This is a genomic window from Dakarella massiliensis (genome assembly GCF_001182045.1).
Lineage (GTDB): Bacteria > Pseudomonadota > Gammaproteobacteria > Burkholderiales > Burkholderiaceae_F > Mesosutterella > Mesosutterella massiliensis.
Window position 1 is genome coordinate 223705 of record NZ_CVTY01000006.1, and the last position, 20679, is coordinate 244383.

A 20679-nucleotide genomic window follows, 5' to 3' on the forward strand; every position below is an offset into this window, starting at 1 on the left:
TCAGAAGACCAGCACTTCGCCGTCCGCCGGAATCAGCGCGCGGCGCGGATCCATCCCAAGGCGCTGCGTAAGCATGCGGAGCTCCGGACGGTGGAGCACGCAGTGATTCACGGCATCCATGTGAACCGCAACGATCGCGGCGTCCGGCGCCTCACGGTAAGCGCGGATAAAGTCGGGGCCGCCCATGATGATTGACGTCGCCCAGTCAGACATCATGGCGTTACCGGTGTTAAGCACGATGACACCCGGCTTGTACTTCTGAATGCGTTCGGAAACTTCCGGAATCCAGACCGTGTCTCCCACCACGTAAACCGTCTTGCAGCCTTCACGCTCAAAAATCACGCCCATCGGGTGACCGAGCAGATCGCCCCAGACACCGTCACTCAGGATCTCGTCAGACCCATGATTGCCATTCGCGCGGATGAGGGTTACGCCCTTAAAGACTTCACCATCCTGCATCACGCGGACATTCGTGAAGCCCGCGTCCTGGACCTGACCAAGTTCAGCGTCGTTATTCACGAAGATCAGCTTATCCTTCGGCACCACGCGGCGGGCATGCGCGTCCCAATGGTCTTCATGCGTGTGGGTCAGAATGATCGCGTCGCACTTCAGAATCTCTTCAACCGGAAGCGGCAGCTCAACGGTCGGATTGCGCTGCATCATGTTCATCGATTCCGGGAACCCCGGAAACTCGCCCTTGTCGGACAGCATCGGGTCAATCAGGAACGTCGTCCCGCCAAGCGACACCTTGATCGTGGCGCTGCGGATCAGCTGAACCGTGCTGCATTCGTTGATGGCTTTCATCGTCATTTTTATTCTCCTCAGTCTCTGTTTTTAACGGCTCACGAGGGAAACACTTCTCCCCGTCGGCACCGTGAAAGCCATACTAAGGACGCGCCAAAAGAGGCATGACAAGGTAAATGACAGCTAACGATGGATTTCTGCCATTCTGAATTTTGACTCTAAGTCCGTTTTGAATCAGAAAAGGAAAGCGCCTTCCCTGGGCCTAACTGAGACGCCCGGAGATCCGGCGTTCAGGACGCAGCCGCGCGGGCCGCGGCAAAGAACCTCACCGCTTCCGCCGCGGTACGGCGGAGGTTATCTTTCGCGGTTTCGGGGTCCATCGCGGAGGCCTCAGTCGCGGGAGTCCCGATAATCGGGAAGAAGGCGTCAATCCCAAGCGCGTGGATCGTTTCAGGGCGCTCTCCGATCGAGCCGCAGAGTTCCACCGCGACGCACTTTGGATTCAGCCGCTTCAGGAACCGGGCAGCGCCCGCGGGCGCTTTCCCCCGCGCGGTCTGGGAGTCGAGCCGTCCTTCGCCCGTAATGAAGAGATCGGCGTCCGTGAGGTTTTTGGAGGCTCCGATCGTTTGGAGCACAAGATCCGTGCCGGACACGAGTTCCGCGCCAAGCGCCGTTCGGAACGCGAACCCGAGGCCGCCTGCCGCGCCGGCCCCTGGCGCTTCCGCGGCATTTTCTGTCCCCATCTGAGTCTCAATCAATCGCGAAAAACGGCCGATCGCCTCATCCATTTCGGCAAGCATATCAGGCGTCCCGCCTTTCTGAGGACCGAAGACAAAAGAGCAGCCGTTTTCGCCGCAGAGCGGATTCGTGACATCGCACGCGACGCGAAAGTGGCACCCGCGGGTGAGCTTTAATAGCTCACCGAGATCCGCCTCCGTAACCCGCTTCACATCGTCCCCGGTTCCGCCGACAAGTTCCCCGTTTTCATCAAAAAAGCGCGCTCCGAGTGACTCCATCATCCCAAGCCCGCAGTCGTTTGTCGCGCTCCCGCCGATCCCGATCACAAAGTCCTTGATCCCCCGCGTGATCGCGTGCCGGATCAGGTCACCGAGCCCGGCCGTCGTGGTCTTCCGGGGGTTCCGGAAATACGCCGGCACCTGCGTGAGACCCGCGGCGTCCGCGGCTTCAATCAGCGCGGTAACGCGGGGCGTACCCGATTCATCCGCGACACAGACCATCCCGTACGAGCTTTCAACGGGGGTCCCAAGCGGCCCCCGGACCACCACAGGCACCATTTCGCCGCCCAGCGCGTTCACGATAGCGGATACCGTACCTTCGCCGCCGTCCGCGAGCGGCATCAGGATGAGGTCAGCGTCAGGGAGGGCGTCCGTCGCCCCTTTCGCCGCGGCCTCTCCCGCCTCCAGAGAAGTAAGCGACCCTTTAAACGAATCCATCGCGATCACGATTTTCATAGTCCAGCAACTCCTTCTCTTATTTTTTCAGGCGGAGATCAGGCTTTGGTGCCTGTTGACCCTTTGCGGCTCGGGGACTGAAGCGGGCGGTCAAAGAACCGGACCGCCGTTTTATGCGCGATCTCGCGGAGAATCATCGCGGTCTCGGGGGTGAGATCGCAGTCCTCACTCACGCGCCGCACGTTGACCCCGAAAACGGATTCGAGGATCACGGCGGCGAGGAGATAGCTCCCTTCCCGCGTCGGGTGACGCTTATCCTCGATCGTCAGCGGAATCGTCGGCGCGAATTTCTCCGCCTCGGCGAACGCGAGACCGGCGGGGACCGCCATCGCGTGATTCGCGTTCGCGACGGTCAGCACCGCGTCCGCGATCTGCTCCGTCATCTCAGGGCGGTCGGCGTACGCCCAAGTGATCATGAAGATCGGCTCAGTCCCGTGAGAGCGCGCGATCGCGGCGTCCCGCGCCGCGGTTTCGATAAAACGGTCCCGCAGATCCGGATGAATCGGTCCCTGGGTGCTGTCGCAGAAAATCACGGCGTCCCAGAGCTTTTTCTGCGGCTCACGCCAGACAAGGCGGTTCGTGCCGTCGTTCTTGATCGCGTAGGACGCGACCGCGTCAGTCCGGAAATAGCTTTCGAGATCGTGCCAGTAGAGGCTCGCCCCGCCGATCGCGATGAGGTTCGTGCGGCAGGCAACCTTCGGGTCCGCTCCGGCAAGGAGCTTCCGCACAAAGCGGTGAACGCCGTTATTGAAAAAGAAAAGCGAATTCCCGACAAACAGCAGTGACTCAGGCGCCGGGATCTTCGTGATCTCAGGCTGTACGTGATGCGGCAGACCGGTTTCGGGGTTCCGGTACGGAACGAAAGTGGTTGTCATCTTGGGGTCTCGGCCTCGGGGGCGCGGCACGGTTATATTTTTTCCAATATACCGCCGGAGATCTTCCTAACAACCTGATACCCCTAGGTAAAAAGACAGACTTGAAGCGGGGTCAGCGCAAAAGATGAGCGATTTTTGTCTGGTTTCCTCAAAGACGCCGCTGCTCGCAGCCTCAAACTGACGGCCGGTCGATTCGGTCTTTGCCTCCCCCTAAAACTCCACAATCGAGTCTCATTTCAGCGCCTTCTTCTTTTCAATTGGCAGAAAAACGCAATACAGAATAATAAAATTCAAAAGTTGACGGTATTTCTTATCCTTGTTTTATCTTTATTGCTTGTTTTTAGGCATTTTTAAAAGATTCTGGTATTGCGACATAGCTAGTCAAAAGAACTAATCCTAAAGTTTGAACAGCTGTTAAATCAATAACTTCTGTTTTATCTGTATAGGAGAGAATGCTATGCCTAGTCTTTCGCGTCGCTCGCTGCTTTCCGCGGCCAGTGTCATTGGCGCAACGGTTGCCGTTTCGGCCGCTGCCACCACCGCGTCTGCCGCTGAAACCGGCATGTCCGGCAAAGCCGGTCCCCGGGATGAAACCTACGACATCGTGATCGTCGGTTCCGGCTGCGCGGGGCTTTCCGCCGCCATTGAGGCGGGGGACCTCGGTGCCAAAGCGGTTGTCATTGAGAAGATGCCGCGCCCGATGGGGAACACCATCTACGCGGGCGGAAACTTCAACGCCACCTGCACCTGGGTCCAGAAGAAGGCTGGCGTCACGGATACGGTTGACGCTTTCTATAAGGACATGATGATGGTGTCCCGCGGCCGCGGTGACCCGAAGCTCACCCGCATGTTCTGCGAGCAGTCCGCGGGGGTTGTGCAGTGGGTGACCGATCGCTGCCACATGACGTGGAAGCCCCTCGATATTCAGATCGCCCCGATGCTCGCCCGCTGCCACGAAGTGGCCGGCAAGCTCCAGCCGGGCGGATCCCAGCTCACGCGCAACATGATGGAAGAAGTGAAGAAGCTCGGCGTTCCGGTCCTCTTCAACACCAAGGTGATTGAGCTGCTCCATGACGACAAACTGAAGTGCACCGGTGTCCGTGTTCTCGATAAGAACGGCAGCCGCAACATCTACGCGAAGGGCGGTGTCATTCTCTGCACGGGCGGTTTCCACGCGAACAAAGGCATGGTGACGCAGTACATCAGCGGCTCAGCCGCCTGGATGCCGCTCCGCGGCTTCAACTGCTGCACGGGTGAGAATGTGACGCTCACCGCGCCCTTCTTCCCGCAGCTCCTCAATATGGACCAGTTCCACGCGGGCCCGATTCACGGACCGACCCGCGCGAACCCGTCGAACATGGTGAATTTCGGTATCTGCGTGGATCCGCGCGCTCACCGCTACATCGATGAGGCGAGCACCTATGTCGCTGTCGCCCAGAACACGCCGAAGCGCGTTCCTGAGAACCAGGCTTACATCATTCTCGACAGCCAGGTGGTGGACGTTCCGATCGTGAAACTCCGCTTCCAGCGCTACCAGAAGGCGAACGCGAAGTACTTCCAGGCGAACACGATTGAGGAACTCGCGAAGCTCGCGGGACTTCCGCCCGCGGCGCTCGCTGAGACTGTGAACACCTACAACAAGGCGGTGCTCGCCGGAAACGGCGCTTCGCTCAAGGTGCCTGCCACGATGAAACCGAAGCCCCCGTTCTACGCCTTCCCCTTCATGGGCGGCATGACGGCGACTTTCGGCGGCCCGAAGATCAATGAGTTCGCTCAGATCATCAACACCGAAAATAAGCCGATTGACGGTCTTTACGGCGCGGGGAACGCGGTCGGCGGCATCTTCTACGACAACTACCTCGACGGTTCGCAGCTCACCGCGGCCGTGATCTGGGGCCGCATCGCGGCGCAGCAGACCGCGAAGCGCGCTAAGGGAGCCGCCGCATGAAGAAAACCGCTCTCAGCATCGCGCTGATGGCAGGGCTCTTCCTCATCTCGCAGACCGCGGGCGCGACACTCGCGGACCTGCATCTGAAGGCGGGCGTCAAGTGCACGCAGTGCCACAAGACGAATCCGCCGAAGGATGTGCCGGATACCGCGGTCTGCGAGGGGTGTCATCCGCGGGATAAGCTCGTCGCTCAGACCGCGAAGATGAAGCCCACCAATCCGCACGATAACCATCTCGGTATCACGGACTGCAATGAGTGCCATTCGGTGCACGAGGATAAGAAGTCGATCCCGTGTGACGAGTGCCACAAGTTCAAGTTCGAGCGCGCGAAGTAACCGCGCTCTGCCGCCCGGCCGAGAGTCCGGGCGGCGCTTTACTCTCTCCCTCCCTGTCTTCCCGGGAGCGGACACGCTTCAGCTGCCCGGTCACTCTCCGCCGGCAGGTCCTGAAGCGGAGAAGCGCCTTAAGCGCTGGATGGCAGTCCAGACCGTCCTACCGCTCGCCGCGGGGCCTGACCGCAAAAAACTCCGCGAGTCTCAGCCTGAGGTACGTCACCGCAGGAGAGTCTCCGGAACCCGAAAAGAAGACCGGCATCCGCGCCCCTTCTTCAACCGGGACGAGGCTCATCTGTCCCGCCATGAGGTACGGCTTCGCGCTTCTCTTGTCCGCTCCCGGAAAGATCCCGCAGCCCTGCACGGCGAGATCCATTCCGGCATCCATATCATCCACAGTCAGAGCTGACACTCCGTCCGGCACTTCCCGCCCTGGGAACCGGCTTCCATGAAGCCTGATCTGCGCGTGGCGCGCGAGATCCGCGGGCCCCGCCGGCACAAAGCTGTCTGTCAGATACCGAGGACTCGCGACAATCGTCTGCGGCACATAGCCAATCGGCTCCGTCCTTTTCTCCTCAGTATGAAGTGACTCGTAGGCGGTCAGCGCGGCGTCAGGCGCGGCGACGGTCTGCTGCGTCACCCGGAGTCTCACCGGATGACGCCTCTGTGTGTCGGACACAATCGGAATGAGTGAGCGGAGACTGATTCTCGGATCCACGAAAAGCGTGAGCGGCAGCGCCTCGATCCGTTCCCCGGTGCTCTGGAGTACGGCAAACTCCTGGCTGACAGCCGCCGCGGCCCGGAGACCGGCTTCGGTGAGCCTGACACCGGAGGGTGACTCAAGGAAAAGCGATGTTCCGACGTGTTCCTCAAGGGCTCGGAGCCTCCGCATCACGGTGGACGGCGCGAGATTCCGTTTTTTCGCAGCAGCTGTAAAACTCCCGAGCTCCTGGACATCAAGGAGCAACGCCCAGGCGGCGTAAAGCAGCGACGGTTTCATACGGACGGCTCCAGATCAGGATTCTCACGGAAAAGTTCCTGCATCTTATCGATCAACCCTTCGAGATGCGGTGACACGGCCTCTTTCCCTGTAAAGGCGAGGAGCTGGAGAGAGGGCATCTTCCACTCGGGGAGCAGCCGCTCGAGTCTCCCTGACTCGAGATACGGTCTCGCGAGGTACGCCGGGATCAGGAGTCCAACACCAAGCCCCGCGAGCGCGGCGGCAAGACTCGCCATGTGGTTCCGGACGATCACCTGGGGATCGAACTGCAGCGCCTCCCGCTTTCCTTCCCGGGTGAGAATCACTTCTTTCTTTTCCACCGCGTCCCGCGCGCCGAACACCGGATGATTCAGGAGATCCTTCGGGAAACGGATGCAGCCGTGTGTCTTCAGATAATCGGGAGAGGCGACCGCGATACGGCGGACGGCCCCGAGCCGATAGGTTTTCACGTCTTCAAGCCAGTATTCGCCGTGCCCTACCCGAAGATCCACGCCGTCCCAGAGCGGATGGAAGGAGCCGTGCGTAAACCGCACATCAATCTGCAGCTCGGGATGCGCCTCGGCATAGCGGCCGATCACCGGCATCAGAAGCGTGGTGCCGGTTGTGGTCGGGAGAGACACTTTGATCCGAGCGCGTTCCGAGGTTCCCGCCGCTTCGGCGGCGTTTTCAAGCGCCGCGACCGCGGGGCTCCAGAGGCTGTAGAGACGCTTTCCCGCGGCTGTGGGCTTCACGCCTGCCGTAGACCGGGTGAGGAGCGATTCTCCCACTTCACTCTCCAGGCTCCGGATCAGATTCCGGACGGACCCCCGGTCAACGCCCAGCACGCGCGCCGCCTCGGAGAGACTCCCCGAATGCGCGGCGTGGCAGAAAAGCGCCCGGGCGAGGATCTGCTGCTCATTCTGATTCATGACTGGAAGGAATATAGAAAACCTATCGGAAATCTTCTTATAGCACCGGTTGCCGTTCAGGCAATAAAAAACCGCGCCGATGGTTTGACCCAGCGGCACGGCCGACTCTTCAGAGAATCCGCGGTGCACTCACGCCGCGGATTCTTTCCTTCTGAATTACATCTCGAACTTCGGAGCGATCAGGTTCTGGAAGGAGTACACTTCGTTCCACTTGTCTTCCGTCATCAGCTTGCGTTCTTCAACGACGATCTGATGGAGGGACTTGCCTTCGGTGTAGCCTTCCTTGGCCATTTCAGCGCAGAGCATGTAGCCGAAGTGGGGCTTCAGGAGCGTCACGATGCCGAGGGAGTTCATCACGAGGTCCTTCGTGTGTTCGGCGTTCGCGGTGATGCCGTCAACGCACTTCTCACGGAGGGCGATCATGGCGTTCGTCAGAACCTTCATCTGGGTGAAGACAGCGAACGAGATCACCGGTTCCATCACGTTCAGTTCAAGCTGGCCAGCGGAGGCAGCGAGCATCACCGTGGTGTCGAGACCGATCGCGAGGAAGGAGGCCTGGTTCGTCACTTCCGGGATCACCGGATTCACCTTGCCCGGCATAATGGAAGAGCCCGGCTGGCGCATCGGCAGGTTGATTTCGGAAAGACCCGTGCGGGGACCGGAGGCGAGCAGACGCATATCGTTGCAGACCTTTGTGAGCTTAACGGCGAGGCTCTTGGCGGCGGACGAGATCGCGACATAGGCGCCGCAGTCGCTCGTCGCGGCGATCAGATCGTCGCTGTTATGGAAGTCGATGCCGGTCTGTTCAGCGAGGTACTTCACAGCCTTCGCCGGATAATCCGGGTGGCAGGTCACGGTCGTGCCGATAGCGGTGCCGCCGAGGTTGATCACGCGGAGGTGCTTCTGCGCGTCCTTGATCACTTCGATTTCGTCTTCAATCGTGCGGCCCCAGCCGTGGAATTCCTGGCCCATGGTCATCGGGACAGCGTCCTGCAGATGGGTACGGCCCATCTTCAGAACGTTCTTGAATTCGTCAGCCTTCTTGTAGTAGGCCTGAACGAGCTGCTGCAGAGCCTTCAGGAGGTCTTCAGAGCGGTAATACATCGCGAGGTGCAGAGCGGTCGGGTACGTATCGTTCGTGGACTGGCCGAAGTTCGCGTGGTCGTTCGGCGACACCTGCTTCTGGGAGCCCTTCGGGAGACCCAGCTTCTCGCAGGCAATGCTGCAGATCACTTCGTTCGTGTTCATGTTGGTCGAAGTGCCGGCACCGCCCTGGAGCCAGTCGGTAACGAACTGGTCGCGGTACTTGCCTTCGAGCAGCTGATCGCAGGCGTAGATCAGGGCATCAGCGACGTTCGCCGGAATCGTGCCGAGTTCCTTGTTCGTCCGGGCAGCAGCCTTCTTCACCTGAGCGAAAGCCTTGATGAAGTACTCGTCTTCGTTCATCGAGTGCTCAGTGATGTGGAAGTTCTCCTTGCCGCGCAGGGACTGAACGCCGTAGTACACGTCATCAGGAATCTCGAGGTCGCCAAGGAAATCATGCTCAATACGGGACATTGATCTAACACTCCTAAAAAGTTCCGCGTCTGTTTATGTGTGGAAGCGCGGATTTGAGGAAAATGTAACAAGATAATTCAGATTGTCTAAGCACTTAGTGCTGGTCCACCTGATTCATCCTAGGCAAAATTATGTATATCAAATTCGATTCCGTAAAGGTTTATTATGTTCATTAATGAATCAAATATAATCACAAGACACCCTTATGAAGAAAACGCAGAATCTTGAAAACCTTCACGTATTCTGTGAAATCGTCCGCACCGGAAGCGTTAAGGCGGCGAGCGACGCGCTGAATACGGAGACAAGCAACGCTTTCCGGACCGTCCGGCAGCTCGAGGACGAGCTCGGGGTCGCCCTCTTTGACCGCGAGAAGCGCCCGATGCAGCTCACGGCCTACGGGACGCAGTTCTATCGCTACTCCTCCAAAATCCTGAAGCTCCATCATCAGATGCTTGAGGAGCTGAAGGACGATACGGAGGCGATGGCGGGCCGCATCACGGTCTGCTCCACCGCGGGATTCCGGCAGCAGTTCTTCACGCCGTCCCTCGTTAAATTCCAGATGGATCACCCGAATATCGTGATTGATCTTCGGGAAATGAATTCCGGGGTGTCCGATGTCCTCAATAACGCGACGGAAAGCGGAAACGACGTCGTCCTCATGTATAAGCCGCAGGACGCGCTGCCGCCCGGAATGGAAGTGCGGGAGTGCGGCGTGATGCCCTTTATCGCCTGCGCTTCACCGCTTTATATCAAGCGTTTCGGGGAACCGACGCGCCCCGCGGAGTGCAAGAACCACCGCGGCGTTCTTCTCAATCTCCCGAACCGGAAGTCGGTCACCTACCTTACGAAGGATGGCGTGCAGGAGCGGATCACGTGGCGCCGCACGATGACCTTTAACAGCCAGATCAACGGCCGCGACGCGATGCTGATGGGAGCGGGGATCATTCCGGATCTCGCGTTTTACTTCGCGATCCAGGGTATCAAAGAGGGGCAGATCGTCCCGGTGATGCCGGGCTGGACCCGGCCGCCTCGGATCAGCTGCCTCTTCGCGACTGAAAACGCCTATCGGAAAAAGCGGGTCCGGTATTTCCTTGACTGGCTCGAGGTGCGGTTCCGGAAGATGCTGGAACACACAAACCGCGAGTATCAGTGGGTCGCGTAGCACCCAAAAAAGAACCCGGAAGCGTATTGAGTCTTCCGGGCGGAGCAGAGTAGAGGTCCTGCTTTCATTAAAAAACAGAGAGAAGCAGAGATCGGAACACCACACACAGAGTTCTATTGATCCTGCACGATCCAGTCTACGGATCGCGCCGTCTCCCGCCCCCTACATTCAGTGAAACTAATACCTGAGGCCCGGCGGAACTTAAAAAACGGGGGCTGTCTTTTCGTAAATCCCGGCTGTTCGCGTCTTTTCGGGCGAAATGCGTCAGACTTCCCGCTTCTCCGCGCGGCAGAGCAGAACCGCGAGGAGGAGCGCCGCGATCGCCGCCGCGATTTTCCCCGCCATCATGGGAACGGTCCCTTCCGGATACGCCGCGGTAATGAACCCCAGATAATCCCCGAGAAGGCAAAGGATCGGCGCTGAAAACGCGGAGCAGATCACTTTTCCGCGATCCGACATACGGTCGAGCATCATGTACATCGGAATCGGGTTCGCGATCGACACGACCATCCCGAGCGCCGCGTGATCATCGATCGCGAAAAGTCGGGCGAGCCGCCTGTGCGCCCCGCCGAAATGCCGCTCCGCGAACTTCACCAGCGGGAAAGCGCCTGACAGCATCACCGCCATCTCGCCCACAATCTCCAATTGCCTCCCGATCGGATCCATTCCGGGGATCAGGGTCACCGGGAACCAGTGCTCGATCGCCGCGGCCGCGAGAAGGAGCACAAAGGCCGCCATCATCAGTTTTCCGAAGAGCACGCAGCCCCGGACCGCCGCGTCCTGGCGCGCGATCAGAAGAAAAGCCATGAGACCGCCGATGAGAAAAGCGGGGATCCCGGTGACAAAGGCGTCCGCGAGGCTGTAACCCGATACCGCGGCGACCCCGAAGAGGCTCACGGGAGCCGCGGCAATGCCGGCGGCGAGGCCCTTCGCCACCGCCGGGCGGCTTTCGGGCGAGCACATAGAAAGTGATACGGGGAGCGCGTAAGTGATGATGCAGCCCATGGAGGCGGCAAGCCCGAGCCCCGAGAGCATCGCGGCTTCCTGCGTCGCTGCGAGCGCGATGGAAAGCGTGAGACCGCCTGAATCAATTCCAAAAATCATGCCGGCCGCGACCGAAGGGTCTGACCCGATCGCCGTGAACAGAGGACTTAACGCCGGCGCGACCGCCCGGCCGACCGCAGGCGCGGCGCACATGATGCCGACGAGACACATCGCGAGCGGCCCCATCGCGGCGAGTCCCCGCTCAAACTCTTCCCCGTACCCGAAGCGATTATTGAAGAGCGCTTTGTCGGCCGCCCCGATCACCATGAAGATCGCCATGCAGGCGACCACGATTCCGCTGATCATTTCTGACCTCTGAGACTTTTCGTATCGTCCCGGCGGACAAAAATGTGGGCGAAGCAATCGCCGCTTCACCCGTGCCTACCGATCCGCGGCCGGCGTCTCATCCGGTCCCGGGGATCTGACCGCCATTTTATAAAAATCAAGCCTCCGGCAGGAAAATGCCGGAGGCCTTGATGGGATCCCTGAAACCGACCCGCGGTTACTTGGTGCCAAGCACGGTGAATTCCATCTCGTGAGTCTCCTCGCCCGCTTTGATTGAGATATTGAGTTTCACAGGCTCATCCTTATCCACCTTTGGCATCGCGAAGTCAATCTGCCCCGCGCACATCTTCCCCGGCTCCACGGTGTTCCGCTTCAGGAGATGAGTCTGCAGTTCAGAGATCACCGCGTCATACTGCGCGTCAGACGCCGCGAACTGTCTCTCACTCTCGTCACGCGCTTCCTGCTGGGCTTTCTGCGCGATGTACGGGTTATAGGTGGTTTCGGAGTACGTCCCGGAATAAGTTCCGTCGAAAGACCTCACTGGACTCAGAGTACTGCCTGAAAAACTTCCTGACATCACGCCGTTTGTGTAACTGGTGCCGGCGTTTGCCGCGTTACCCATATTCACGCCGGCTGATAACCCAAGCGCGATCTGCTGCCACATCCGGGCTTTATTCGCGGAAGCGACCAGCTCGTCATAGGTGAAGACGCGGCATTTTATTTCCCGGCCCCGGAGCGGGTAGAAGGCCTTGATCTGAATATCAGCGGGAGAAAAATCAAACGGTTCTTTACCGCGATTTACCGCGGCGACCGTAAACCGGACCCGTTTCCTCGTACGGATACGGCTGGGAAAAACGACAGCCGCAAGGTTCGTTTTGGAAGAAATCATCCGGGGGCTGCCATCCACGTAACCCGACTTCTGATCCGCTTTCGGCGCGGGGCTCACGTTCGCCATATAGGCGCAGCCTGTCGCCTGCAGAATTCCGGCAATCGCCGCGATCATCCCAAGAGCCTTCAGGCCTCGGAAAAAACGATTCACACTCTTCGGTTTGGTCTCACACCGTTCTGCGGACGGCAGCACTCGACACACGCCTTGCATCTTTCAACCTTTCTCGTCAAACGCTGCCAGGGCGGCAGCCTGAGTCTCTTTTTCAGCCGTCTTTTCCGGCTGGACGCGCCATCTTACGCTGAGTGACTTTTTCTGAGTGATAAACGTTACTAGGGCTTTCGAGGATAGCGTTGATCGATAGTCTGTTTAAGGTAACGGTGTGACCGGTTTCATCATGGCTGTTCTCTTTCGGCGCCGCCGGTTTCCACCTAATAGAAATTAATAGTTCCTATACGTATCTATCAGTTTCTATCAGAATCTATTAAATATTGATAGCTCGCGCCCTCTTCTTCCCAAAACAAAACCGCCGCCTGAAGCTTTCTCAGACGGCGGCGCATGAAGGCGGAGATGGACTAACCAGTCAGGCTTTCTTCGCGTGACGGCGCTTGAATTCGGCGGCCGCGGCGTCGATTCGCTCCGGATCCGTCATCAGGATGGGGTTCACGAGGGTATCCGCTTCTTCCTTTGTCATAAGCCCAAGCTCCACCACCGCGTCCTGTACCTTGCAGCCATGGTCCGTCGCGTACTGGGCGACTTTGACGCCGGTCGGGTACCCGTAGCAGGTCGCGACAATCGTGGAGAGCGCGATCGACTCCGCCGCCTCATCCATGCAGCGGGAGCGGTTCGCGGTGATGCTTTCCACGCAGTCACGGCGGAAGATCGTCACCTCCCGCTCCACAAGCGAGAAGGACTCAACGAGGCACTTATAGAACGTCGCGTCCCAGACATTGAGATCGAGTTCCCCGTCGTAGAGGGCGACCGACATCGCGACATCGTTCCCGATCACCTGATGCGCGATCTGCACCACCATCTCGGGAACCGTCGGGTTGATCTTCCCCGGCATGATGGAGGATCCGGGGGAAAGCGCCGGAAGCTCGATCTCCATAAAGCCCGCGCGGGGACCCGAACTCATCATCCGGAGATCCTTCGCGAATTTCGCGAGCGTGCAGGCGATTTCTTTCACGACACCCGAGACCGTCACCGCGGTGTCACTGTTCTGGAACCCGTCAAAGAGGTTCTCCATCGGCTGGATCTCTTCGCCGTAATCCTCCGAAATAAACCGGTAGAACGCTTCCTGGTACCCCGGCGCGGTGGAGAGTCCGGTTCCGACCGCGGTGCCGCCCATCACGATCTGAAGGCACTCGGGGCGGACGTGTTCCAGCTTCCGGATAAGACGCCGGAGCGCGGAGGCGTAGCCTGAGAATTCCTGCCCGAGGGTAAGCGGGAGCGCGTCCTGCCAGCAGGTGCGCCCCACTTTCACGACTTCCTTAAACTGTTCCGCTTTCTTCTCGAACGCGGCCTCGAGGTCGCAGAGCTCGCTTCTCAGAGCGTCAATCCTCGGAATCATCGCGAGGTGCGTCGCGGACGGAATCGTGTCGTTCGTCGACTGACCCATGTTCACATGCGTATTCGGGTGCACGCGGTCCTGCCCCTTGTGACCGGTGAGGATTTCGTTCGCGAGATTCCCGATCACCTCGTTCACGTTCATATTGAGGCAGGTGTAGCCGCCGCCCTGCCACATATCAAGCGGAAACTCTTTATCGAACGAGCCGTCGAGCGTCCGGTCTGCTGCCTTCACGATCGCGTCCGCGATCTCGGGGTCGAGCGCTCCGACCTCAGCGTTCGGGCGGGCCGCGGCTTTCTTGATCCGCGCCATCGCGCGGAAGATATCCGGATAGAAAACGATGGGAAGCCCCTCGGCTCCCGACACACCTAGCATCCGCGTGGTCTGTATGCCGTAATAACGGTCATTTGGAATTTCCATTTCACCAAGACAGTCACGCTCAATCCGGGAATCCGCCATCGCTTTCTCCTAAGTGAACTCTGCTGAATACATAACAGCTCTATTCTCGTCCAATTCCGGCATACCGGCGAAAAAGGTTTTTCTGTCGGCACTTGGTCAGGGAGCGATGCTGAAAAGCCGAGGCTCCCGAAAAAAGAAATGCGCTGAAGGAGAAACGGTATCGCGGAGACTGAAACGGCTTATGCCAACGCCTGCTTCTTCGTGATAACGAAATGCTGAATCCGCTCCGCGATCCGCCGCTCTCCGCCCTGACGGACCAGCGTATCGCGGTACCGGATATAGTTGTCAGACACGATGCCGCGGCCAGACTCTTCCATGACGGGCGCGGCGCGGCAATAGTGGTCGTCTGCTGCGGTGTCATCGTTACTCGGCCTCTGAGCAATCCATTGTTAAGGCGCAGATTTATTCAGAGAGTCAGTAACGGCTCTCTTACTTATGACCTTCTGGCCCGGGTCACAATCCAGGCCCCGCTGATGACCAGAGCGGCCGCGAGAGGCTTGTCCCAGCTGAACGAGTCCTGCCCCGCCGCGATGGCCGCGACGGATGCCACAATGGGCTGCAGGTTGTAGTACACGCTCACCGTCGTCGCCTGAAGCTTTCTGAGCGCCACGGGCAATAGGAAATAGCCGATCGCGGTAGAGAAAATGACGATATAGGCAAAAAGAAGCGCGCCCTGCGTAAAGAAGCCACCGTTCAGCAGCGGTTCTTCCGGGATGGCCTTAAAGCCGAATGGCAGAAGCATGAGTGACGTAAAGAGAAAGAGCCACTTCATGATGGTTGCCGCACGATACTTCTGCGCGACAGCGCCCGAAATCATGAGATAAACGGCATATCCCGCCACGCTTAAAAAGGCATAGAGAAGACCGAGCAGATTATTTCGCCCGCCCGTGCCGAAACCGGCGCCAAGCACCACCACGAGAGCCCCGGCCACACCCAGCGTCACGCCGAGCCCCTTTTTTGCCGTGATTTTTTCACGGTGAAGCGCGGCAGACATCAAAAGCACGATCACCGGACTCAGCGCGACCACCATCGCGTAGTTAACGGGCGAAGTCTCCTCCATGCTCAGGGCAAAGAGGAACTGGCTCGCGATAAAACCGAGAAAGGCACCCGCCGCGATAATGGCAAGATCGCGGCCAGCCACTTTTTCACGCGGCAGAAAGAAACTGGCTGTCCAGAAAATCACCGCAACCGACAAAGCTCTGAGCAGCGTGTATCCAATGGGATCCAGCCAGGAGCTCAGGAGTTCCTTCGTCACCGGGATACTCAGTCCGAAAAAGAGATTGGAAAGAAAGGCCGCTATATGACCGATAAGGGCACTCATGACGCCTCCGACCTCAGAGCCTGAGAGACCTGGCCCAGCGGAAAATTTCATCCGTTGACTCATCAACAGCCGTGCCGCGCACAGCAAGCCCCGCGGTAACTGAAGCCCTGGGCTGGGCACGCGCGCAGTCCTGCGCGCTGCTCCCCAGGCCGCTTCCGCCGTGCGTCGCGAACATCACGACCTTTTTGCCGGCAAGGTCAGCCTGCTCGATGAAATCCATCACGACCGCGGCATCTTTCCCCACCAGATCGGGTGACCGATCAGAACCGCGCAGTAAGCCGAGAAGTCCGGCAGCGGATTTTTGATCGCGGAACGAGCCTCCTTCGCGAGCTCAGCCCGAGCCACTTTCGTAGTTTCGCGGTAGTCAGCCGGGTACGGCTTCACGGTTTCTATTTCGTAGAGATCGCCGCCGATGGTCCTTTGGATCACGCGGGCCATACGCGCCGTGTTGCCCGTCTGAAGCACACGGGTCGTGCCGTCCCACCAGTTTTCTCCCTTGCGGGAGTAATAAACGATCAGAATTTTTCCCTTGGGCGCCTCCTTCGCCTTGACCGCGGAGATGGCTGCAAGCGAAGAAAGCGAAAGGATCAGTTGACGGCGCTGCATGGAAAATTCCCCCTGTGAATTAATGCAGGGGGAATCTTACGAAGGGGCCGTTTATGCACCAATCTCAAAAATTAGCAATTCGAATAAGCGAATCTTATTAATCGCTCTTTACGTCTTCAGAAAACAGGTCAGCCAAAATGGCGGAAAAGTCCGTGATGACCTGGCTCGTATTGTTCTTCAGCCAAAACGCGCAGAAATTGCGCTTCACCGGCTTGTCGTCCTTAAAAAACGGGATCCGTTTCAAAAACGACGCCGCTACGGGTTCCGGTTCTCCTTCCGCGGGGAAAAATCCCTGCCCGGCGGCCGCCATCAGGCGGGCTTCCTCCGCGTTATCCGCGAAGAGGAAACTCCCTGAGAAACCGAGCAGCTCCCGGTAAAAGCTCTTTTCCGAGTCGCGCTGGCCGACACCGGCAACCAGGATGCAGGGCTTATCAGGCAGAGTCGCCGCGCGGAAGCTCGACGCTTCCCCGGGACTGTATTGCGGCGCGCACTCGATATACACCGCGGGAGAAGAAAGCACGAGATTCTCATACTCGTCAGAAAAGGCTCTGCGCTGATCGCTCAATGCAAAGTCGATCTTGCCCGACTTCAGCATCTCGTAGATTTCCTCATGGCTCCCGCTCGCGATATCAAACTCAACCCCCGGGTTCATTTTCGCGTATCGGGTTATCGCTTCATAAAGCTCACTCCCGCGGTAGGAAAGCAGAAACCCCAAACGGATCACGCGTTTTTTGCTGTGGGATATACGAACGGTTTCACGCCGCAGGGCCTCGGTTTCCGTGATGAGCTGCCTCGCCCGCACGGCCAGATACTCTCCCGCGCGGGTTAAGGTAAAGGTACGGTTATTGCGGATGATGAGCTGAACCGAGAGGTCTTCTTCCAGCGCCTTGATCTGCTGCGATACAGCCGACTGCGATATGCCGAGCGTATAAGCCGCTTCGGTAAAACTTCCGAGTTCGGCCACCGTCGCGAAATAATTGAGCTGCTTCAGCAGCATAAATGTTCCTCCAGGCTCGATAAGAATTACTTATTCGAAATAATAATAAATAAAATTGTTCCTGCCGTCCCGCCTTTTTAGAATTCTTCCTATCGAATACAGGCGCTCAGCGCGCCGCTATTAGGAAGAGGAAATGGCTAAAACCTGGATGATTACCGGTGTTTCAAGCGGCTTTGGCCGTGAAATGACTGAACAGCTTCTTTCGGCAGGTGACCGTGTCATCGGCACCGTCCGCTCCACGGAGAAGGTTGCCGACCTGATTCAAAAGTACCCGGACACATTTGACTGCGTGATTCTGGATGTCACGGACGCCGTCAAGGTGACTGAAAAAGTGAACGAAGCCGCCGCGAAGCACGGCCGCATCGATGTTTATGTGAGCAACGCCGGCTACGGCCTCTTTGGGGCAGCTGAAGAACTGTCCCTTGATGAAATCGACCGCATCCTCAACACGAATCTGCGTGGTTCGATCGCCTTCATCCGCGCCGCGATCCCGCATCTGCGCAAACAGGGCGGCGGACGAATCATCCAGATATCGTCCTACGGCGGACAGGTCGCCTACCCCGGAAATTCTCTCTACCACGCCACCAAGTTCGGCATTGAAGGTTTCTGTGAATCCGTTGCCCAGGAGGTCGCCCCCTTCGGGATTGACGTTACCATCGTCGAACCGGGCGGAGCGCGCACGGAATTCCGTTACGGTTCGGCCCGCGTTGCCAAACTGATGCCGGAGTATGACGGCTCCGCGACGCATGCGTTCCTGAAGATGCTGGATCCGAAAAACGGACTGGCTCCGGGAGACCCCGCCAAGATGGCCGCACGCATCATTGAATCCGCGGAAACCGAGAAACCCCTTTTGCACATGGTGCTCGGGTCTCAGGCTCTGAAGGCTACGATCGCTACGCTCCAAAAGCGCCTTGCCGAATACGAAACGGAGACGGAACTGGCGGCTTCTACGGACATCGTCGAGTAATCCAGGACCCTGGTTTCACAATTGCCAGGGGAAACCGGCTCTGACCTCTGCGGGGGCCTTAAACGCGGAACTTCTTTCCGGACCTCCTATGTTCATAGCTCCTCATAGGAAATATGGTTTTTCTGATAGCTGCTATCAGAATCTATTAAGAGCCGATCCAATACCGCGAAAAAAAGAAGCGCGCCTCGCAGGCGCGCTTCTTTTTCTGTTACTGAAGGAAGGTCAAAGGGAGAGAAAAGCGCTGTCCTTCAGAGGAGGAACATCAGCCGGAAACTGATCCGGTTCCTCACGCGGCCTGGAATGACCAGACTCAAGAGGGTGCCGCGGGAGGAACCGGGAGAGAGATCTGAGCAGCTGCTGTTCTGGAATTGTGTTCTCAGCTGTCAGCGATCAGATCCTGGCTGAAGACCGGCTTACTTCTGAGCCGGACGGTTGTGGCCGAAGAAGCGGAGATAACCCAGATCCTTCGCCTTGCCGGTGAGGCGCTCGAGGATCTTACGCATGATCGCGGTCTTCTCACCCTTGTCCTTGATGATGCGGATGGGGCCTGAAGCGATAGCGGAGACGAAGTCAACGGAAAGCTTCGGCTGATTCGTACGGTCCTGAGCGATCCAGCAGATCGAGCCGCGGGGGTTCTGCTGAATGTCGGCGTTCCGGCGGCCGTCGCCCATGCCAGCGCCGTGGAAGTAGATCTTCCCGTCCAGCAGAATCGGAGTGATCGGCACACCGTAGGGTTCACCGGTGCCGTCTGCGAGCGACAGCACAGCGTGATCCGTGCGGCGGATGACGTCGAGCGTCTCTTCACGCGTCAGAGCGAACTTCTGGTTCCGCATCGGCATGTCTTTCGTGTTCTTCGCGGGATCCAGGGCGAAAGCGGAATTGGCGGCAGGAGCGAGAACGGCAAGAGCGGCAATGCTCATCAGGCTGCGGCGGGAAAGATTGGTCATTTTTATTCTCTCCAAATGGTTTCAGGTATTTAGCGGAGGAGTGTTCTCCTTCCGCCTGAGTCCAATGTAGGAAAAACACTTCCGTTCCTCAAACCTGAGGCTTATGATAGAGTGCTGAAAAGATCGATATCAGTTCCTCTTTTATCGATAGGAGAAGAGTGCCATGGCAGAGGACCGCAGACGCCCGCCGAAATTCAGCACGGAAACCCGGAAGAGTGACCCGAGACGCACAAACGACGAGAATTTCGCGTCCTTCATGGGGTTTCTCGATGAGCGGTTTTATGACGTCGACCGTCACGCCTGCCGTGTGAAAAAGGGCGTCCGCTCGTACACCTACTCGCTTCACCTCGTGCGGTGCGGGGTGGCGCGCCTTGCCTCGTTCGAAACCGACGCGATGACGCTTCGCTACAGCATCCGGAAGAACCGCTACCACAGCTTCATTAAACTCATGATGCCGACATCCGGCACGTTCACGATCACGGTGAACGGCGTCCGGACCGTGAAGCTTGCGCCGGGCGAAGCCCTGCTCTTTGACCCCACGGAAGACATCACATACGCCGCGGTGAAGGATACGAAGGGGATCTCGCTTCTCGTCGCGAGCAACTACTTCCACGCGCGCACCCGCTTTCAGGCGGCGCTTTTCAAGGTGCTCCCGATCCTCGGGAAAACGGCGCGCGAGCGCTGTTTCCTCACGGTGCTCCGGGCTGTGCACGATTACCTGGGCGAAATGACGCCGGAAGAAGCGGAAGACTACTGCGATACGCTCTCCGCTGCCCTTCGCCCTGTGCTTTCTGAAAGCTTCTCGGGGAACGACAAATCTTTCGCGACACACCAGGATTTCCTTCGAGCCTGCGCGGTCGACGCGATGTATAAGCACATCGCGGATCCCGAAGTCCGCGCGGACGACATCGCGCGCGAAGTCGGGGTCTCCTCCCGCTATCTCTCGGATCTCTTCCGGAAGACCGGGAATTCCGTCATGAACCGGCTTCTCGCGCTGCGGCTCGAACGCGCCTCAACGCAGCTCCGAGACGCGGCCTCCAAAGCTTTCACAATCGAAGAGATCGCGAAAAACAATGGCTTCGCGAGCCTCACGCACTTCGGACGGGTATTCAAAAAAACGTACGGCGCGACACCAAGCGAATGGCGGAATGCCGAAACCGTCGATACCAGCTTCTCAAAAGATCGAAAGGATGGGGAGTCCTGAAACGGACGCGCTTCTGGTGCAGCGGAAACCGTACCTCAAGCGATGGTTTCCGCTTGATTTTTATCGGTACGCTTTCCGTTATATCGGGATTGACCTCACAAAGACCCCCATATCTTGCGGTTTCCGGTGGATTTCCGTGATTTCTCGGATTCCGATTGTTCTCTCCTGCAGCAGCTGAGAGAGAAAGCCCCCCTCAGTTTCATGAAGATCCCCGGTTCCCGGGCGTCTTCAGGAGTTTTCTGCCTTTTTTCGCTGTTATAACGTTTACCGTACCCAACGAGGGAAAACCGCTGTTTTCTTCCTCTTTTTCTGATAGCAGCTGATAGTTCCTCATAGGAACTCATAGGAACTATCAGAAACTCATAGAAAAAAGAGAATTTCAAAGATTTGAAGAGCAA

Annotated in this window: 20 protein-coding genes; 5 read left to right on the forward strand and 15 right to left on the reverse strand. The window is 58.3% G+C overall.

What is annotated here, in order from left to right; all coding sequences use genetic code 11:
• The 3 genes from BN1936_RS04910 to BN1936_RS04920 all read right to left on the reverse strand — a co-directional run bounded on the left by BN1936_RS04910 (window position 1) and on the right by BN1936_RS04920 (window position 3091).
• A complete protein-coding gene (locus tag BN1936_RS04910) occupies window positions 1-810 on the reverse strand; it encodes an MBL fold metallo-hydrolase (RefSeq protein ID WP_049686786.1) in 810 nt (269 codons plus the stop codon).
• Between the two features lie 224 nt (window positions 811-1034).
• Window positions 1035-2216: a glycerate kinase gene (locus BN1936_RS04915; protein ID WP_049686787.1), complete on the reverse strand. Its 1182-nt coding sequence runs from the start codon at window positions 2214-2216 to the stop codon at window positions 1035-1037.
• A gap of 38 nt (window positions 2217-2254) precedes the next feature.
• Entirely contained in the window at window positions 2255-3091 is an 837-nt protein-coding gene (locus BN1936_RS04920) for an SGNH/GDSL hydrolase family protein (RefSeq protein ID WP_049686788.1), read from the reverse strand.
• 457 nt (window positions 3092-3548) lie between these two features.
• Here BN1936_RS04920 and BN1936_RS04925 point away from each other — a divergent pair, with 457 nt between their 5' ends.
• Together BN1936_RS04925 and BN1936_RS04930 are read left to right on the forward strand one after the other, a co-directional pair.
• Window positions 3549-5039: an FAD-dependent oxidoreductase gene (locus BN1936_RS04925; protein WP_049686789.1), complete on the forward strand. Its 1491-nt coding sequence runs from the start codon at window positions 3549-3551 to the stop codon at window positions 5037-5039.
• On the forward strand, window positions 5036-5374 hold the full coding sequence (locus BN1936_RS04930; RefSeq protein ID WP_049686790.1) for a cytochrome c3 family protein: 339 nt from the start codon (window positions 5036-5038) through the stop codon (window positions 5372-5374). Before BN1936_RS04925 ends, BN1936_RS04930 begins: the two co-directional genes overlap by 4 nt.
• A 157-nt stretch (window positions 5375-5531) precedes the next feature.
• Here BN1936_RS04930 and BN1936_RS04935 read toward each other — a convergent pair whose 3' ends face one another.
• The 3 genes from BN1936_RS04935 to BN1936_RS04945 form a co-directional block, all read right to left on the reverse strand.
• On the reverse strand, window positions 5532-6371 hold the full coding sequence (locus tag BN1936_RS04935; RefSeq protein ID WP_022444703.1) for a LysR family transcriptional regulator: 840 nt from the start codon (window positions 6369-6371) through the stop codon (window positions 5532-5534).
• The gene (locus BN1936_RS04940; protein ID WP_148521181.1) at window positions 6368-7279 is read right to left on the reverse strand and encodes a LysR family transcriptional regulator; all 912 of its coding nucleotides are present in this window, start codon (window positions 7277-7279) and stop codon (window positions 6368-6370) included. Before BN1936_RS04940 ends, BN1936_RS04935 begins: the two co-directional genes overlap by 4 nt.
• 156 nt (window positions 7280-7435) lie before the next feature.
• Window positions 7436-8836 (reverse strand): aspartate ammonia-lyase, encoded by a 1401-nt coding sequence (locus tag BN1936_RS04945; RefSeq protein ID WP_049686792.1) that lies wholly within the window; start codon window positions 8834-8836, stop codon window positions 7436-7438.
• Between the two features lie 205 nt (window positions 8837-9041).
• Here BN1936_RS04945 and BN1936_RS04950 point away from each other — a divergent pair, with 205 nt between their 5' ends.
• Window positions 9042-9998, forward strand: coding sequence for a LysR family transcriptional regulator (locus BN1936_RS04950; RefSeq protein ID WP_022442945.1), 957 nt, complete (start codon window positions 9042-9044; stop codon window positions 9996-9998).
• Window positions 9999-10262: 264 nt separating this feature from the next.
• On the opposite strand, the gene eutH is transcribed toward BN1936_RS04950, so the two are convergent.
• The 8 genes from eutH to BN1936_RS04990 form a co-directional block, all read right to left on the reverse strand.
• Window positions 10263-11348: an ethanolamine utilization protein EutH gene (gene eutH, locus BN1936_RS04955; RefSeq protein ID WP_022442944.1), complete on the reverse strand. Its 1086-nt coding sequence runs from the start codon at window positions 11346-11348 to the stop codon at window positions 10263-10265.
• A gap of 196 nt (window positions 11349-11544) precedes the next feature.
• Window positions 11545-12366 (reverse strand): hypothetical protein, encoded by an 822-nt coding sequence (locus BN1936_RS04960; RefSeq protein ID WP_148521182.1) that lies wholly within the window; start codon window positions 12364-12366, stop codon window positions 11545-11547.
• A 430-nt stretch (window positions 12367-12796) separates the two neighbouring features.
• On the reverse strand, window positions 12797-14239 hold the full coding sequence (locus tag BN1936_RS04965; RefSeq protein WP_049686794.1) for an aspartate ammonia-lyase: 1443 nt from the start codon (window positions 14237-14239) through the stop codon (window positions 12797-12799).
• 179 nt (window positions 14240-14418) lie between these two features.
• Complete coding sequence (locus BN1936_RS04970; RefSeq protein ID WP_187367751.1) at window positions 14419-14556, reverse strand: hypothetical protein; 138 nt, start codon at window positions 14554-14556, stop codon at window positions 14419-14421.
• A 116-nt stretch (window positions 14557-14672) separates the two neighbouring features.
• Window positions 14673-15560: a DMT family transporter gene (locus tag BN1936_RS04975; protein WP_049686795.1), complete on the reverse strand. Its 888-nt coding sequence runs from the start codon at window positions 15558-15560 to the stop codon at window positions 14673-14675.
• Between the two features lie 13 nt (window positions 15561-15573).
• On the reverse strand, window positions 15574-15804 hold the full coding sequence (locus tag BN1936_RS04980; RefSeq protein ID WP_148521183.1) for a flavodoxin: 231 nt from the start codon (window positions 15802-15804) through the stop codon (window positions 15574-15576).
• Entirely contained in the window at window positions 15780-16166 is a 387-nt protein-coding gene (locus tag BN1936_RS04985; protein ID WP_022442937.1) for a flavodoxin, read from the reverse strand. Before BN1936_RS04985 ends, BN1936_RS04980 begins: the two co-directional genes overlap by 25 nt.
• A gap of 97 nt (window positions 16167-16263) precedes the next feature.
• Window positions 16264-17163: a LysR family transcriptional regulator gene (locus BN1936_RS04990; RefSeq protein ID WP_022442936.1), complete on the reverse strand. Its 900-nt coding sequence runs from the start codon at window positions 17161-17163 to the stop codon at window positions 16264-16266.
• Window positions 17164-17296: 133 nt separating this feature from the next.
• On the opposite strand from BN1936_RS04990, the gene BN1936_RS04995 reads away from it, so the two are divergent.
• On the forward strand, window positions 17297-18130 hold the full coding sequence (locus BN1936_RS04995; RefSeq protein WP_022442935.1) for an SDR family oxidoreductase: 834 nt from the start codon (window positions 17297-17299) through the stop codon (window positions 18128-18130).
• Window positions 18131-18543: 413 nt separating this feature from the next.
• Here the strand turns inward: BN1936_RS04995 and BN1936_RS05000 are convergent, their stop codons facing one another.
• A complete protein-coding gene (locus BN1936_RS05000; RefSeq protein ID WP_022442934.1) occupies window positions 18544-19077 on the reverse strand; it encodes a pyridoxamine 5'-phosphate oxidase family protein in 534 nt (177 codons plus the stop codon).
• A gap of 163 nt (window positions 19078-19240) precedes the next feature.
• Here BN1936_RS05000 and BN1936_RS05005 point away from each other — a divergent pair, with 163 nt between their 5' ends.
• On the forward strand, window positions 19241-20281 hold the full coding sequence (locus tag BN1936_RS05005) for a helix-turn-helix domain-containing protein (RefSeq protein ID WP_022442933.1): 1041 nt from the start codon (window positions 19241-19243) through the stop codon (window positions 20279-20281).
• The last annotated feature ends 398 nt before the right edge of the window (window positions 20282-20679 follow it).

Excerpts from the sequence above, each read along its gene's own strand:
- BN1936_RS04930 (WP_049686790.1), top strand. The coding sequence starts at position 5,036 with ATGAAGAAAACCGCTCTCAGCATCGCGCTGATGGCAGGGCTCTTCCTC.
- eutH (WP_022442944.1), bottom strand. The coding sequence starts at position 11,348 with ATGATCAGCGGAATCGTGGTCGCCTGCATGGCGATCTTCATGGTGATC.
- BN1936_RS04915 (WP_049686787.1), bottom strand. The coding sequence starts at position 2,216 with ATGAAAATCGTGATCGCGATGGATTCGTTTAAAGGGTCGCTTACTTCT.
- BN1936_RS04965 (WP_049686794.1), bottom strand. The coding sequence starts at position 14,239 with ATGGCGGATTCCCGGATTGAGCGTGACTGTCTTGGTGAAATGGAAATT.
- BN1936_RS04985 (WP_022442937.1), bottom strand. The coding sequence starts at position 16,166 with ATGCAGCGCCGTCAACTGATCCTTTCGCTTTCTTCGCTTGCAGCCATC.
- BN1936_RS04935 (WP_022444703.1), bottom strand. The coding sequence starts at position 6,371 with ATGAAACCGTCGCTGCTTTACGCCGCCTGGGCGTTGCTCCTTGATGTC.
- BN1936_RS04990 (WP_022442936.1), bottom strand. The coding sequence starts at position 17,163 with ATGCTGCTGAAGCAGCTCAATTATTTCGCGACGGTGGCCGAACTCGGA.
- BN1936_RS04975 (WP_049686795.1), bottom strand. The coding sequence starts at position 15,560 with ATGAGTGCCCTTATCGGTCATATAGCGGCCTTTCTTTCCAATCTCTTT.
- BN1936_RS05000 (WP_022442934.1), bottom strand. The coding sequence starts at position 19,077 with ATGACCAATCTTTCCCGCCGCAGCCTGATGAGCATTGCCGCTCTTGCC.
- BN1936_RS04970 (WP_187367751.1), bottom strand. The coding sequence starts at position 14,556 with ATGGAAGAGTCTGGCCGCGGCATCGTGTCTGACAACTATATCCGGTAC.
- BN1936_RS05005 (WP_022442933.1), top strand. The coding sequence starts at position 19,241 with ATGGCAGAGGACCGCAGACGCCCGCCGAAATTCAGCACGGAAACCCGG.
- BN1936_RS04910 (WP_049686786.1), bottom strand. The coding sequence starts at position 810 with ATGACGATGAAAGCCATCAACGAATGCAGCACGGTTCAGCTGATCCGC.
- BN1936_RS04945 (WP_049686792.1), bottom strand. The coding sequence starts at position 8,836 with ATGTCCCGTATTGAGCATGATTTCCTTGGCGACCTCGAGATTCCTGAT.
- BN1936_RS04925 (WP_049686789.1), top strand. The coding sequence starts at position 3,549 with ATGCCTAGTCTTTCGCGTCGCTCGCTGCTTTCCGCGGCCAGTGTCATT.
- BN1936_RS04950 (WP_022442945.1), top strand. The coding sequence starts at position 9,042 with ATGAAGAAAACGCAGAATCTTGAAAACCTTCACGTATTCTGTGAAATC.
- BN1936_RS04940 (WP_148521181.1), bottom strand. The coding sequence starts at position 7,279 with ATGAATCAGAATGAGCAGCAGATCCTCGCCCGGGCGCTTTTCTGCCAC.
- BN1936_RS04920 (WP_049686788.1), bottom strand. The coding sequence starts at position 3,091 with ATGACAACCACTTTCGTTCCGTACCGGAACCCCGAAACCGGTCTGCCG.
- BN1936_RS04995 (WP_022442935.1), top strand. The coding sequence starts at position 17,297 with ATGGCTAAAACCTGGATGATTACCGGTGTTTCAAGCGGCTTTGGCCGT.